The 13423-nt window shown below is 70.2% G+C and carries 14 protein-coding genes and 3 pseudogenes; 14 read left to right on the top strand and 3 right to left on the bottom strand.

Going from position 1 to position 13423, the window contains the following annotated elements; all coding sequences use genetic code 11:
* The first annotated feature begins 148 nt into the window (after window positions 1-148).
* The 9 genes from AB0937_RS00560 to AB0937_RS00600 all read left to right on the top strand — a co-directional run bounded on the left by AB0937_RS00560 (window position 149) and on the right by AB0937_RS00600 (window position 8113).
* Entirely contained in the window at window positions 149-1225 is a 1077-nt protein-coding gene (locus AB0937_RS00560) for a hypothetical protein (RefSeq protein ID WP_366708763.1), read from the top strand.
* 19 nt (window positions 1226-1244) lie between these two features.
* Window positions 1245-1928, top strand: a complete 684-nt coding sequence (locus tag AB0937_RS00565; RefSeq protein ID WP_194042695.1) for a hypothetical protein — start codon at window positions 1245-1247, stop codon at window positions 1926-1928.
* Entirely contained in the window at window positions 1928-2659 is a 732-nt protein-coding gene (locus AB0937_RS00570) for a hypothetical protein (RefSeq protein ID WP_366708764.1), read from the top strand. The genes AB0937_RS00565 and AB0937_RS00570 overlap by 1 nt, the downstream gene beginning before the upstream one ends.
* The gene (locus tag AB0937_RS00575; protein ID WP_366708765.1) at window positions 2656-3429 is read left to right on the top strand and encodes an alpha/beta hydrolase fold domain-containing protein; all 774 of its coding nucleotides are present in this window, start codon (window positions 2656-2658) and stop codon (window positions 3427-3429) included. Before AB0937_RS00570 ends, AB0937_RS00575 begins: the two co-directional genes overlap by 4 nt.
* Entirely contained in the window at window positions 3426-4412 is a 987-nt protein-coding gene (locus tag AB0937_RS00580) for a nucleoside-diphosphate kinase (RefSeq protein ID WP_366708766.1), read from the top strand. The genes AB0937_RS00575 and AB0937_RS00580 overlap by 4 nt, the downstream gene beginning before the upstream one ends.
* A complete protein-coding gene (locus AB0937_RS00585) occupies window positions 4409-5083 on the top strand; it encodes an HAD family phosphatase (protein ID WP_366708767.1) in 675 nt (224 codons plus the stop codon). Before AB0937_RS00580 ends, AB0937_RS00585 begins: the two co-directional genes overlap by 4 nt.
* Window positions 5070-5264, top strand: a complete 195-nt coding sequence (locus tag AB0937_RS00590; RefSeq protein WP_366708768.1) for a (2Fe-2S)-binding protein — start codon at window positions 5070-5072, stop codon at window positions 5262-5264. The genes AB0937_RS00585 and AB0937_RS00590 overlap by 14 nt, the downstream gene beginning before the upstream one ends.
* Window positions 5265-5685: 421 nt before the next feature.
* Window positions 5686-6627, top strand: a complete 942-nt coding sequence (locus AB0937_RS00595; RefSeq protein ID WP_366708769.1) for a LuxR C-terminal-related transcriptional regulator — start codon at window positions 5686-5688, stop codon at window positions 6625-6627.
* A gap of 124 nt (window positions 6628-6751) precedes the next feature.
* Window positions 6752-8113, top strand: coding sequence for an MFS transporter (locus AB0937_RS00600; protein ID WP_366708770.1), 1362 nt, complete (start codon window positions 6752-6754; stop codon window positions 8111-8113).
* Window positions 8114-8198: 85 nt separating this feature from the next.
* On the opposite strand, the gene AB0937_RS00605 is transcribed toward AB0937_RS00600, so the two are convergent.
* Window positions 8199-8990 (bottom strand): DJ-1/PfpI family protein, encoded by a 792-nt coding sequence (locus tag AB0937_RS00605; protein ID WP_366708771.1) that lies wholly within the window; start codon window positions 8988-8990, stop codon window positions 8199-8201.
* A 139-nt stretch (window positions 8991-9129) separates the two neighbouring features.
* On the opposite strand from AB0937_RS00605, the gene AB0937_RS00610 reads away from it, so the two are divergent.
* Window positions 9130-9822, top strand: coding sequence for a hypothetical protein (locus AB0937_RS00610; RefSeq protein ID WP_366708772.1), 693 nt, complete (start codon window positions 9130-9132; stop codon window positions 9820-9822).
* A 76-nt stretch (window positions 9823-9898) separates the two neighbouring features.
* Here AB0937_RS00610 and AB0937_RS00615 read toward each other — a convergent pair whose 3' ends face one another.
* Entirely contained in the window at window positions 9899-10372 is a 474-nt protein-coding gene (locus AB0937_RS00615) for an ArsI/CadI family heavy metal resistance metalloenzyme (protein WP_366708773.1), read from the bottom strand.
* Between the two features lie 79 nt (window positions 10373-10451).
* Between AB0937_RS00615 and AB0937_RS00620 the strand changes: the two genes are divergently transcribed.
* Window positions 10452-10871, top strand: coding sequence for a metalloregulator ArsR/SmtB family transcription factor (locus AB0937_RS00620; protein ID WP_366708774.1), 420 nt, complete (start codon window positions 10452-10454; stop codon window positions 10869-10871).
* Window positions 10872-10893: 22 nt separating this feature from the next.
* Window positions 10894-11061: pseudogene (locus AB0937_RS00625) on the top strand (arsenical-resistance protein); the annotation flags it as partial.
* 277 nt (window positions 11062-11338) lie between these two features.
* Here AB0937_RS00625 and AB0937_RS00630 read toward each other — a convergent pair.
* Entirely contained in the window at window positions 11339-11857 is a 519-nt protein-coding gene (locus tag AB0937_RS00630) for a lamin tail domain-containing protein (RefSeq protein WP_366708775.1), read from the bottom strand.
* A 514-nt stretch (window positions 11858-12371) separates the two neighbouring features.
* Between AB0937_RS00630 and AB0937_RS00635 the strand changes: the two are divergent.
* Both AB0937_RS00635 and AB0937_RS00640 read left to right on the top strand, forming a co-directional pair.
* A pseudogene (locus tag AB0937_RS00635) lies at window positions 12372-12526 on the top strand (IS5/IS1182 family transposase); the annotation flags it as partial.
* A gap of 222 nt (window positions 12527-12748) precedes the next feature.
* Window positions 12749-13423: pseudogene (locus AB0937_RS00640) on the top strand (hypothetical protein); the annotation flags it as partial.

Below are 13423 nucleotides of genomic sequence, written 5' to 3' on the forward strand. Positions count from 1 at the left end.
CTGAGCTCGATGCGGACTGGTAGCAGCGGAGTACGGTGAACGACAATCACTAAGGCCAACTTATTGGATTGGGAGTTGTCTCGTGGAATCCACTGCAGCGAGCGGGTCTAGGTCGCCTATGGCGAATCCATGGAGTGGGCTGCCGCCCGTGGAAGTCCATTGCCATGGGTTCGGTGACGTCGATTTCTCGGACTTCACCAAGGTCGACCTCGCGCGCCTCGACGCCTGGTGCGCGAGCGAGGGCGTCCTGAGCCTGCCCACGATGTACCTCCACCGGGAGCAGCTCGCCGAGTTCGAGGCCTTCGTGCACGAGTACCACCGCATGCGGGGCGAGGGACAGCTGCCGCACGTCGCCGGCATCGCCCTTGAGGGGCCGCTGCTGGCCAGCCACGGCGGTACTCCCGCGTCGACCGTCTGGGCCCCCAGCAGGCACGAGTGGGAACGCCTCGCGGCCCTCGGTCCGTACGGACTGACGTACACCGTCCTGTCGCCGGACGCGTTCTCGCCCGCCTCCGAACTCCACGACGAGCCCACCGCCCGCGACACGGGCTTCGACTGGCTCATCCCGCTCCTGATGGCCCACGGAATCCGGCCCGCGCTCGGCCACTTCACCCGTGCCGACCCGCTGCGCAGCGCGGAACAGGTCGACGAGATCGTCGAGATGGCCTGGCAGAGCGAGTGGTCCGGCAACGGCGTCCGCGTCGTCACCGACCACCTGTTCAACGACATGCCGCTGCTGATCCGGCACGCCTTCCGCAGTGCCCGGGCGCGCGCCGAGCGGGACGCCGTCATCGCCTCCTACGACCTGCCCGGCTGGACCCTCGACCAGATGGCGCGGATCGTCGGACCGGTCCCGGCGGCCATCATGCGCCAGGCGGCGGCCGGCCGTATCGGCGCCTGCATCAACTTCGACGGGGAGCACGTCGACCTGGCCATCGCGACCCGCGCCGTCCAGCTGATGGGTGTGGAGAACTCGATGATGATGACCGACCGCTGCGACTCCGCACGGCTCGGCGGCCAGGACCTGCACCACCGCGTGGACAACGCGCTCTGGTACCAGCAGGACGGGATCGTCGCGGCCGGTTCCGTGCCGCTGGCCCGTCAGATGGCCAACGCGCAGTCGCAGGGCCTGTCCCCGGAGGACGTCCGCACCCTCGCCGCCGGCACCGCGCACCGGGTGTTCGGACTGCCCGTCCGGTCGGAAGCCCGCCTCCCCGTCGCGTAATCCGAAGAAGGAGCCCCACATGCTTGACGCACTCGACCGGCTGGTCGTCGACTGGTCCGATCTCCCCAAGGCCCGCGCGCAGACCAAGGAGATCCTCACCGCGCTCTCCGAGGACAAGGCGGCTCTGACGCAGTTGCTGGAGCGGGCGCGCGAGGAGGAGGACCTCTTCGACAAGTGCGAGCACCACCGGCTGCTCGACAAGCTCGTCATCTACGACGCCCTGGACCGCGGCTTCCGCATCCGCGTGCACGTCTCGACCGAGGACCACCGGGACCGGCCGCACGACCACCGGTTCACCTTCACCTCGCTGATCATGCGCGGCCAGTACAAGCACGTGCGGCACGAACTCACCGGGCGCCTGTCGGAGGAGGACATTCCGCGCAGCGCCCAGGACGACTTCGACGCCGTGCCGACCGACCTGCGCGTGGTGCCCCGGTTCGTCACCCACGAGCAGGCGGGCAACTGCTACACGCTCCACCACAGCGAGATCCACACCACGTACACCACCCCCGACACCGTCTCGCTCTTCCTGCGCGGCCCCGCGGAGAAGGAGCGCTCGATCATCACCGAGCGCGAGACCGGCCGCGTCTGGTGGCGCTTCGGTGAGGACAAGGAAAAGGCCGAGCGCCGCGGCAGCAAGCGCATCAGCAAGGACTACTTCGACGAACTCACCGGCCGTCTGCGGGCCATGGAGGTGCTGTGATGGTGACCCGCCCCGGCGACGACCTGCTGGATCTCACCCCGTCGATCCTGCTGACCGCGCCCTCCGAGGAGGACATCGCCAAGGCCGAGGCGCTCATGGCCTCGCTTCCCAAGGTGCGTTGGGACGACCTGGAGGCGGCGGCGGAGATCACCGAGGCGATCGCCCGCCGGCTCGGTGACGACCGGGCGCTGCTGCGCACCCTCGTGGGCCGCGCGCTGCGCACCCCGGAGCTGCGCGAGAAGTTCGAGTGCCACGCGCTCGACGACAAGATCGTGATCTGGGACGACCAGGACAAGGGCCTGCGCATCCGGCTCCGGCTCGCCAACACCGACCAGTACGAGCGGGTCCACAACCACCGCTACAGCTTCACCGCCTACATCCTGCACGGCGCGTACCAGCACACCCTGTACGCGACCGACCAGCCGCTCGACGAGAGCGCCGACGTCTCCCGCTTCTGGCCGTACTTCGTGCGCGAGGAGCCGGCCGGCCGGTGCATCACCCTCGACCACGAGCAGCTGCACACCACCATCACCGAGCCCGAGACGATCTCGCTGATGATCCAGAGCCCCGCCCGCAAGCAGCGCGCCTTCATGATCCGCCGCGACGACGGGACCGTCTGGTACCGCCTGGGCGCCGCGGAGGAGTCCGCGGAGCGCCGGGCCGAGGTGCGCATGTCCGACGAGCGCATGCACCACTGGCTGTCGCGACTCGAAGCGTTCGGCCTCCTGTGAGCACGGCTTTCGGCCACCTCCGGTACGGACCCTCCGGGTGGCAGCGCATCGACCTGTACGGGCCGGCGGAACCGGAGGACGGTGACGCGCCCGTCGCCGAGACACCGCAGGCCGCACCGGTGGTGCTGGTGCACGGCGGTTTCTGGCGGCACGACCGTACGGCGCAGGACCTGGAACCGCTGGCGTTCGCCCTGGCCGAACTCGGCCACCGGGTCGCAGTCCTGGAGTACCGGCCGAGCTGGGACGGCGGGGCCTGGCCGGGCGCCGCCGAGGACTGCCGGGCCGCCCTGCACCTGCTCGGGCAGAAGGACGGCACCTGGGACGGCGCCGTGCTCGTGGGCCACTCCGCGGGCGCCCATCTGCTGCTCGCCGCCCTCCAGGGGCAGGCCCGCGGGGCCCGCGTCGTGCTGCTCGCCCCGGTGACCGACCTCGCCGAAGCGGCCCGCCTCGGGGTCGGCGAGGGAGCCGTGGAGGTGTTCCTGGCCGAGCATCTCGCCGCCGGCGGGACCCACCGGGAGGCGACGCCCGTGCTCGCGCCGGCCGACGCGGCCTCCGTCACGGTGGTGAGCGCGCAGGAGGACCAGGCCGTACCGGCGGAACTCACCCGCCACCAGCTGGACCACTGGCCGCAGGACGGACCACGGCTGACAACGGTGTCCGTGCCCGGCGCACGCCACATGCATCTGGTGAACCCGCAGCGCCCCGCCTGCCGGACCGTGCTGGAGCTCATCGGCGGCGGTGCCGCGACCGCCAGGAAAGAGGACAGGTGACCACGACGACCACCGCTGCCCCGGCGCCGGCGGACCTCCACGTGCCGGGCACGACCCGCTCGGCCGTGCTGCCGCGGGCGTTCGACTCCCTGACCGTGGACCCGCGCAAGCGGGACCTGTACCGCCTGGACACCTACGCGCGGGAGGGGCTGGAGCTGTTCGGCTCCCCCAGCGAGCGGGCCTGGCTGCACGCGAACACCTTCGTGGTCCTCAAGCCGGACGCCCTGGCCGGCCGGCGCGGTCCGCGGGTGCTGGAGATCCTGGAGGAGGAGGGCTGGAAACCCTTCGCGGCCCGGCCGTTCCACTTCGACCCGGTGCTGACCAGGGAGATCTGGCGCTACCAGTTCAACGCCGCCTCACGGCAGCGCATCGCGGTGGTCGACCACCTGCTGGGCTCCGGCCCGTCCGCGCTCGTCCTGCTGCGTGACACGCGCAGAGGGGGATCCGGCCTCCCCGCGAGCGTACGGCTGACCGCCGCCAAGGGGGCGGCCGATCCCGCCTCCGCCCACGGCCGTGACCTGCGCACCCGCTTCGGCCGGGTCAACGGGCTGTTCAACTTCGTCCACACCCCCGACGAGCCGGCCGACCTGGTCCGGGAGTTGCGGCTGTTCACCTACCGCACGGGGACCGCCTGGCTGCGCAGCGCGCTCACACAGAGCCCGCCCGCCGAGGGACAGCTGTGCCCCGCCCGGAGCCTGGTCGCCGAGCTGGAGCGGGACGTCCCGCTGCACGATCTCGCGGCGGAGCCGAGCCTCGCCCGGCTCGCGGGGCGCACCGACCGGTGGGGTGCGCTCGCCCGCGAGCACCGCACACGCGACGCGGTCCGGCACTGGCTCACGGCCCTGAGCGACACGGAACTGCCCCCGGGCGCCGCCCGCTGGGACGTCCTGTCGGTGCTGACAGAATGGATCGACTGCAACGAACCGGGTGTCGCGCCGCTGCTCGCCACCGTCGCGGCCGCCGACTGGAGGAACGAAGAGTGAGCGCCCTTCCCCCCGCCCCGCAAGCGGTCGTCTTCGACTGTGACGGACTCCTGGTCGACACCGAGGTCTGCTGGACCAGGGCCGAGACCAAGATCTTCGCCGCCCATGGCCACGACTTCGGCCCGGAGCAGAAGGCCCTGGTCATCGGCCGCACGCTGCAGGGCGCGGGCGAGGCGATGGCCGAGTACTTCGGCCGGCCCGGAGCCGGCCGCGAACTCGCCGCCGAACTGCTCGGTCTGGTACGCGAGGAGCTGGCGCAGGGGGCAGACGCGCTGCCCGGGGCCGCCGAACTCGTCAAGCGCTGCGCCGCGGCCCTTCCGGTGGCGGTCGCCAGCAACTCCCCCCGGGAACTGCTCGACACCGCGCTCACCTCCTCCGGCCTCGCCGACTACTTCCCGGTGTCCTTCGCGGCCGACGAGGTGACCACGGCCAAGCCGGCCCCCGACCTCTATCTGGTGGCCTGCGAGGCGCTGGGTGCCCTCCCGGGCCGCTCGGTCGCCTTCGAGGACTCCGCCACCGGCATCGCGTCGGCCCGCGCGGCCGGCCTCTACGTCGTCACCGTGCCCTCCCTGCCCGGCGCCGCGCTGGACCACGACTGGCTGGCCTCCTCACTCGCCGACGCCGAACTCGTCCGCTGGGCGGAAGGACTGGGCGACGGTGTCCGGCAGTGACGATCCGCTGATCTGCCTGTGCGCGCGGGTGCCCGAGAGCGAGATCATGGCGGCGATCCGGGCGGGCCACCGCGACGCGGCGGCGGTGCGTGACGAGACGGGCGCCGGATCCGGCTGCGGGGACTGCGTGGTGGAAGTCGAGGACCTCATCGCCTGGACGGATTCAGCCACGCGCGCCTGACGCGCCCGGCCGCTGCCCGCACCCCCTCGGGCATAGGGCCGAATTCAATCGTCCTGGCTTGAACTGTGTCTGAAAACCATACTGCCGAGTGCCTGTAGGGACCATACGCTTACTCTCCGCTTGCCCAATTCGGCAGCGTCTGAATGCGGCAGGTGCGGCGACGACAATTCCGGGGGGCTTAGCGCGGATCCTGTGATGTGGCCAGGTCCGTCGTCCGCAATATCCTCGTGTGGAGACAGGGATCAGTCCATCGAGGGCCACGATGGCTGGTCTGCTTGCGCGTGTCAGCGCGGAGGGGGACAGTGTGAGTAATTCACCACTAACACAAATAGCGATTGCTGATGCCACGTCAGAGGACGAGGCGGATCCGGAGCGCGTGTATGCGCTGGCTGTTCGTCAGAGGCAGGTCAGACTCAGCGGCTTGAGCGAAACCCTCGGCTGGAACCGGGAGCGCACGGCCGCCGCCGTCGAGAAGCTGTGCCGCTACAACCTGCTGGTTCCGGTCCATCAGGACGGAGAGACCTTCAGCGTCTCCACTCCGCGCCACGCGGCATCCAGACTTCTCGCACCGCTCGACCGGCAGATCGAAAGCCTGGAACGCGAGGCGTTCCGGCTCCGCGCCGACTTCGGCAAGTATGAGGTCGCCTACACCGAGGCGGTCGCCGGCTCCGACCGGAACCTGGAGTTCGTCACGCTGGTCGGCCACGACGCCATCAACGCCGAGCTGGAGCGGGCTGCCGCACGGTGCCAGGAGGAGGTCCTCACGGCCCAGCCGGGCGGAGGCCGGAGCGCGGAGAGTCTGGAATCGGCCTGGTCGGCCACCAAGGACATGCTGGACCGCGGCATCCGCATGCGCACGGTCTATCAGCATTCCGCCCGTTTCAGCCCGGCCACCAGGCGCTACGTCAACCAGGTGACCAAGTACGGCGGACAGGTCCGCAGCCTCGAGGAATTCGCCGAGCGCCTCATCATCTTCGACCGCAAGGTCGCTTTCATCCCGGCCCGCAGCGATCGCGAGGTCGCCCTCGCCATCTATCAGCCGGCCATAGTGGAATTCCTGGTCGGCATCTTCGAGCGGGCCTGGCTCCTCGGAACTCCCTTCCCCGCCCAGAACCGCGCCCCGGATGTGCAGGTCCTGCTCTCGGGCGTCCGCCTGTCCATCATCAAGCTGCTCGCCGACGGTGAGACGGACGAGACCATCGCCCGCCGTATGGGGTTGAGCGTGCGGACCTGCCGCAGCCATATCTCCAAGATCTACGAGACGTTCGGAGCGCGCAGTCGCTGTCAGCTGGGCGTCTTCATCGCCAACTCGGGTTTGCTCGACGGGGGCGCCGACGACGTGGTCGGGGAAAACGCGAGCTGACGCCGACCATGCAATTTCCGCAACGCCAGAAGCATAAAAAGTCAGCAAAATCAGCGAGACCGGCAAGCTGTGCAGGATCTGCATTTGCTGCAATTGCTGTGATTCTCATGGAGGTTGGGGACCGGTGACGGCCGACCAGACGACCAGATCTGATGGCTCATCAGATACCAGCCGGACGGCGGAGGGGTCGACACAGGACGCGACGAGCGGGTCGGCACAGGGCCCGGCTGATGGGCCGGCGCAGGGCCCGGCTGATGGGCCGGCGCAGGATCCGGCGAAGGGGGCGTCCCTCTTCTGGCGATTCTGGACCGCCACGACGATCAGCGGTGTCGGCGACGCGGTGACCACAGTCGCCCTGCCCCTCCTTGCCGTCAGTGTTCTACACGCGTCGAGTTTCGAGGTCAGCCTCCTCCCGGCGGCCCAGTACGCCGCCTGGATCGCGATCGGCCTCCCAGCGGGCGTCATCGTGCAGCGCCTGCCGCTGCGCGGCACCCAGGTGGCCATGGACGTCATCAGGGCGGTCGCGGTCCTGTCCGTGCCCGTCGCGGCCCTCCTCGGCGTCCTGCATCTGGCGCAACTCGTCGTCGTCGCCCTGGTCGTGGGCCTGGCGACGGTGGTGTTCGACGTCGGCAACTCCTCCTTCCTGCCGTCGATCGTCAGCAAGGAGGAACTGACCGCGCGCAACAGTCTCACCTCCGGCTCCGCCGCGGCCACCCAGATGGGCGGCCCGGCGGTGGGCGGTGTGCTGGTCCAGCTGTGCGGCGCGGCCGTCAGCCTCGTTTTCGACGCCGTCAGCTACCTCGTCTCCGCGGTGCTCCTGCGCAGTCTGCCGAGACCCGCGGCCCCGAAGCCGCCGCAAGCCACGCGTGAGTCGACCCTGGCGCTCATCAAGGAGGGCTGGCACTTCGTCGTCCGCCACAAGGTCATCCGGCTCTGCGCGGCCGCGGCGACCCTGGTGAACTTCACCCTCGGCGCGCTCATGGCGCTCATCCCCGTCTTCCTCGTCAGGACGCTCGATGCCCCGGCGAGCCTCGTCGGCATCCTGATCGCCACCGAGGGGCTGGGCAGCTTCATCGGTGCCGCCGTGACCACCACCCTGGCCAACCGCTTCGGCAGCGCCCGCACGATCCTGTACTCGACCCTGGCCGGCGCCTGCGCCGCCCTCCTGATGCCGCTGGCCGGCAGCGGCTGGAGCCTGCTCCTGTTCGCCCTCGGCAACGTGGGCGTCGGCGCGGCGGCGGTGGTGCTCAGCGTCCTCGCCCGCACCCACCGCCAGACGGTCACCCCGCCCGAACTCCTGCCCCGCGTCATGGCCACCGTCCGCTTCGTCTCCTGGGGGGCGGTCCCCGTCGGCGCCCTCACCGCCGGCATCGCCGGCACCCTCCTCGGCAGCCGCGGCGCCCTCTGGCTGATCGTCGCCGTCGGCTTCCTGACCCCGCTGGCCATGTGGACGAGCTCCATCCGCGGCCGCAGGGACCTGGACTGAGACCCTTCCCGCCCGTGGGCCCCGCCCGGCAGCCGGGCGGGGCCCACGGGTCGGTGCCGGCAGTCGGAAGGCGGGCCGCTGTCGGCTAACGCGCCGCGTCGGCGATCAGCTTCAGGGCGAGAGCCTCGGTGGCCTCGTCCGCCTTCTCGGGGCTGCCGGTGTCGTAGGGCGGATCAGGGTCGTACTCGACGGCGAGCTGCATCGCGCGTGCCACGTCCTCGTCGGACAGCCGGGCGGCAAGACGCAGCCCCATGTCGATGCCGGCCGACACCCCGGCAGCCGTGATGATCTTCCCGGCCTCGACGAACCGGCCGGGCGTGCAGACGGCGCCGACCTCCTTCAGATACGGGCGCGAGGCCCAGTACGTCGTGGCGGGCAGGCCGCGCAACAGACCCGCGGCGCCCAGGATCAGCGAGCCGGTGCACACCGAGGTCGTCCAGACCGAGTGCCGGTGGATACGGCGGATCCACTCGTGGACGCCCGCGTCCTCCATCATGGCCACGACCCCGCGCTCACCGCCCCCGGGCACCAGGAGTACGTCGGCCCGCCGCACGTCCCGCATGGCGCACTCGGCGACCAGCGTCAGCTCGCCCGTGTCGGTACGCACCGGCCCCCGCTCACGCGCCACCATGGCCACCCGCACGCCCGGCACCCGGCACAGCACCTCGTACGGCCCGACCGCGTCCAGCGCCGTGAACCCGTCGTACAGCAGCACCGCCACCCGTAACCGCCCGGCGCCCGCTTCCCCCTCCTCACCCCCCACCGCGGTGGCGACCGGACCACCCGAACCGGCGGCAACCACCAGCCCCGCCCCCAGAGCACCCGTCACCGCCCCGCGCAGCACTCCGCGCCGGGTACGACCGGAGCCGTCTTCCATGACCATCAACTCCCCTGCGTGTGTGTGGCATTGGCAGTCCAGGAGTCGTGGCGGAAGCCGTGAAAGTTCCCGGCGCGGGCGGAATCACCCTCCCGATAAGCGTTTTCGGAACCCGACGAGGCCGGTGATGATGCACGGCATGACCACCTCCACCCGGATCAGCAGGCTCGCTCTGCGGCACGCGATACCGCACCCGCTCGCGATCGACCAGTGGGCAGAGGTGCGCCCGCTGATCGACGGCCGGGACGTGCTGGCAGAGATCCATCCCGGCGGGGTGTCGAGCTGCTCGCGCAGGGAGTGGTTCGGGCCCGCCGAGGGGTGGCCGCTGGCGGCTCCGGCGGAACCCCGCCGCGTCGAGCTGTCCAACAACGACTGCCACACGGGCTGTTGCGGAGGCGTCTTCGTCACCGTCCACCGCCGGGGTGACAGGGTGGTGTGGTCGTCATGGCAGAACACGAACGACATCCGGGTACCCGTCCCCGCGGACGTCCACTTCGACGCGGCTCAGTACGACGCGGAACTGACGCGCGCCGCCGCGGACACCGCATGGGAGGAGCCCGTGGACACGGTCGCCCGGCTCGTCACCCGAGAGCTCGTGCACAGCGGCTGGTTCGAGCGCTGGGGTTGCGTGGTGGACCAGGTGGAACCGAGGCGTGAGACGCCGGAAGGGGTGGAGGTGTACTTCACCACCCGCCGGAAGAGGCCACCTCACGGCCCCGGCTTCACCTTCGACCTGCCCGTCACCCGAGACGTCCCCGCCGAGGAACAGGCACGACGTCTCATCGACCGGATCACGTCCGACGACCCCCGCAGGACCGCCGAACCGCTGTGATCAAGTCGCGGGCCGCACAGGCGACCTGCCCGCCACGTGCTCGCCCTGTGAGACCCACGGCACGGGGCGGTTCGCATCACTGCCCGCACGCGCACCCGGCGGCCACCGGAGCGTCCACGGTTGCCTGACCGGTGCAGCAGGCGTCCCCAGAGCTGCCGGGATCGGCGCTCTTGCCGAGCTTGCCGGCGTCGGCCTTCACGACGTAGACCTCCCAGGGCTCCCGGCCGGGACCGTGGACCCACACCTTGTCCTGGAGGGCGTAGCAGCAGGAGGTGTCGTTCTCCTCGAAGGTGGCCAGGCCGGCGTCCTTGAGGCGAGCGGTGGCGGCGTTGACCTGCTCGGTGGACTCGACCTCGACGCCGAGGTGGTCCAGGCGCGTCTCCTCGCCGGGCTGTCCTTCGATCAGGACGAGCTTGAGCGGGGGCTCCGTGATGGCGAAGTTGGCGTAGCCCTCACGCCGCTTGGCCGGTTCGGTGCCGAACAGCTTCGAGTAGAAGGTGATCGACGCTTCGAGGTCGCTGACGCGAAGGGCGAGCTGAGCGCGAGACATGGCACGACTCCCAACGGGTTGCATTGATGTCTGTCGATACAACATTGCGCCCTGGATCGAAGAATGTCAACATAGAGAAATGTCGAATCAAGACATGGTCGTGTTGAGTCAGGGTGACGGGGTGGGCGACACGCCCGGCAGCTGCTGCCCGGCGCTGCTCACGACCCCCTTGGACGAGGGCCAGGCGCCGGAGCTCGCCAAGGTGTTCAAGGCGCTGGGTGATCCGGTGCGGCTGCGCCTGCTGTCGATGATCGCCTCACGCGCGGGTGGCGAGGTCTGCGTGTGCGACCTGACCCCGGCCTTCGACCTGTCCCAGCCGACGATCTCCCATCACCTGAAGCTGCTCCGGCAGGCCGGTCTGATCGACTGCGAGCGGCGCGGCACATGGGTCTACTACCGGCTGGTCCCGGAGATGACCGACCGGCTCGCCGCGATCCTGACCCGTCCGTCAGGCGACCCGCTGCCCGACCGCACGGCACCTGCCGTGGCCGCCTCGTGAGCACTGCGGCTGCCGAGGGGGCGTGGCGGGACGCCTGTCCCTCGTGGACCGCTGCGTGGCCGTCTGGATCCTCGCGGCCATGGTCGTGGGGCGCTCGGGCCTGGGCCATCTGGTCCCGGGCCTGGGAGACGCGCTGGCCGCGGTGACGGTCACGGGTGTTTCCCCACTGATCGCCGTGGGCCTGCTCGTGTGATGTACCCGGTACTTCCACTCGCGCGGGCGGCGCGCTGGCCAAAGCACCGACTGCGCCCCGGGCATGACGAGTTCCCACCGGCGTAGGTTCCCGCCTGACGCGTCGTTGCACTCGACCGGGTAGCCGCAGCCGGAGACCCGTGCCCGTGTTGTGCGGGCTGCCTTGTGACGGCCATGGCGACGCCCCGACCCATGGAAGTCGCCTTGGGGCCGGGGGCGTCGGTGTGACATCGGGGCGGCGATGGAACCTTCAGTTCATCGCAGCCGGTGGGGGGTTAGCGGTGCCAGTGGCCGTGGCCGTGGCCGTGGCCGTGCCCGAGGCCGCCGCCGTGGCGGTGGTGGCCCCAGGAGGCGTCGTCGACGAAGCGGCCGTGGTCGTTGCGGAGCGTGGCGGTGTCGGAGCGGTTGTCCCACACGTAGTCGCGGCGGTCCTGGTACAGGTCGCTGTCGGTGTCGCGGCCGAAGCCGGTGTGGATGCGCACGGTGGTGCGGCCTTCGAGGCGGTAGTGGTCGAAGGTGTAGGTTTCTCCGTCCTCGTTCTTGAGGGTCCAGCCGTCGAGGTTGACACTGCGGCGGGCGGTGTTGGTGATCTCCACCCACTCGCGGTTCAGAGAGCGGTTGGAGTGGTCGTCCCGGCCGGGGGAGTCGTACTGGACGTCCGAGATCTTCACCTTCGGCCGCTCGGGGCGGGCGTGGTCGGCGGATGCCGGCAGGGTCATCACCGAGACGAGGGCGCCGGTGGTGAGCGCGGCGGCGGTGAGACGGCGGGCGGTGACAGAAGCGAAAGCGGACATGAGGTCCCCTTACGGTGCGGACACCCTCCCCGGCACAGCCAGGGTGGCCGTCCGGGGATGTTGGTGCGGTGTGCGGTCGCGGCCGACTGGCCGCACACACACTCTGTCCACCCAATGGAGAAGTTGAGAGGGAAACATGGGCGCTGTTACTTTTTGTCCAACTTTCCATGACTCTCGGATGTAACGTCCATCTATTGACCTCGGGCGTGAGGTTGACGCACCTGCAGGCCCGCACCCCTTGCAGGCGTTGAGGTGCGGGGTCTGTTCGCCAGGTGCCACCACCCCCCAAGTGGCAGGGGGCGTCACCCGAAAGTGAGTAACAGCGCGACTCCAAGTCGCCATCGCCGGTGAGCCCCGACACGCAGAGGACCAGTCAGCTGGTCCCGCTCCTCCGTTCAGCAATCAGGGGCCTCACCGGTGCGTTCGATGTCGCCGAGCGGCTCAGCCCGGACGCTGCCAACGAGGTGGGGCCGACGCCGCGAGTCACCGTGGGCCGGGCGGGCCGACACGGGTCGTGCTGCACACCGGCATCCAGTGGGAGCACCTGCCCCAAGAGCCGGGCTCTGGCTCCGGAATGGCCTGCCGACGGCGCCTGGCCGCCTGGCCGGCGTGGGGGATGAACTGCACCTGGTGTTGCTGGAGAAGCTGCGGGCCGCGAGGAAGCTGGACTGATCGCGGGGGTGATCGAGTCCACCTGCGTCGGCCCGTGCCCGGCCCCGGATGCCGTTGAAACAGGCCTTCGGGGGCTTCCCGGTACACCATCCGGCTACTTCTGGCCGCCGCAGCGTTACTTCTGATCATTTTTTCTTATTTATTCACTTATATGAGCTCTCTGGATTTCCGGAGCTTGCCCATGCTGCCGTCGGGCCATACCCCACGAGGAGAAGACAGATGACGTCGCCACGCAGGCGATCCGTCCTGGTCTCAACCGCCACAGCTGCTGCGCTCGTCGTAGTACCGCTGGTCGGCGCCGGGACCGCGCTCGCCACGGACGATCCCCACACGTCGCATCCAGGCCACCCCAACCTGTCAACACCACCCGACCCGCTGAAGTCACAATCCCCGGGTATCGGCGACGACCACGACGGGGATGCGCACAGCAACCCGGTCCAAGAGGAGGAGGTGCTCGGCGAGTCGGTCCAAGAGGAGGAGGTGCTCGGCGAGTCGGGCCAGCAGGAGGAGGTGCTCGGCGAGTCGGGCCAGCAGGAGGAGGTGCTCGGCGAGTCGGTCCAAGAGGAGGAGGTGCTCGGCGAGTCGGGCCAGCAGGAGGAGGTGCTCGGCGAGTCGGGTCAGCAGGAGGAGGGGTACGGCGAGTCGGTCCAGGAGGAAGCCGGGTACGGCGAGTCGGGTCAGCAGGAGGAGGGGTACGGCGAGTCGGGCCAGGAGGAAGCCGGGTACGGCGAGTCGGGTCAGCAGGAGGAGGGGTACGGCGACTCGGGCCACGAGGAGGACGGGTACGGCGACTCGGGCCACGAGGAGGACGGGTACGGCGACTCGGGCCACGAGGAGGACGGGTACGGCGACTCGGGCCACGAGGAGGACGGGTACGGCGACTCGGGCCACGTG

It is taken from the genome of Streptomyces sp. NPDC047880, assembly GCF_040706515.1.
Lineage (GTDB): Bacteria > Actinomycetota > Actinomycetes > Streptomycetales > Streptomycetaceae > Streptomyces.

What these genes read in the sequence shown, in the direction of transcription:
- AB0937_RS00565 (WP_194042695.1), top strand. Translation starts at nt 1,245, where the DNA reads ATGCTTGACGCACTCGACCGGCTGGTCGTCGACTGGTCCGATCTCCCC.
- AB0937_RS00570 (WP_366708764.1), top strand. Translation starts at nt 1,928, where the DNA reads ATGGTGACCCGCCCCGGCGACGACCTGCTGGATCTCACCCCGTCGATC.
- AB0937_RS00605 (WP_366708771.1), bottom strand. Translation starts at nt 8,990, where the DNA reads ATGGAAGACGGCTCCGGTCGTACCCGGCGCGGAGTGCTGCGCGGGGCG.
- AB0937_RS00610 (WP_366708772.1), top strand. Translation starts at nt 9,130, where the DNA reads ATGACCACCTCCACCCGGATCAGCAGGCTCGCTCTGCGGCACGCGATA.
- AB0937_RS00615 (WP_366708773.1), bottom strand. Translation starts at nt 10,372, where the DNA reads ATGTCTCGCGCTCAGCTCGCCCTTCGCGTCAGCGACCTCGAAGCGTCG.
- AB0937_RS00620 (WP_366708774.1), top strand. Translation starts at nt 10,452, where the DNA reads ATGTCGAATCAAGACATGGTCGTGTTGAGTCAGGGTGACGGGGTGGGC.
- AB0937_RS00630 (WP_366708775.1), bottom strand. Translation starts at nt 11,857, where the DNA reads ATGTCCGCTTTCGCTTCTGTCACCGCCCGCCGTCTCACCGCCGCCGCG.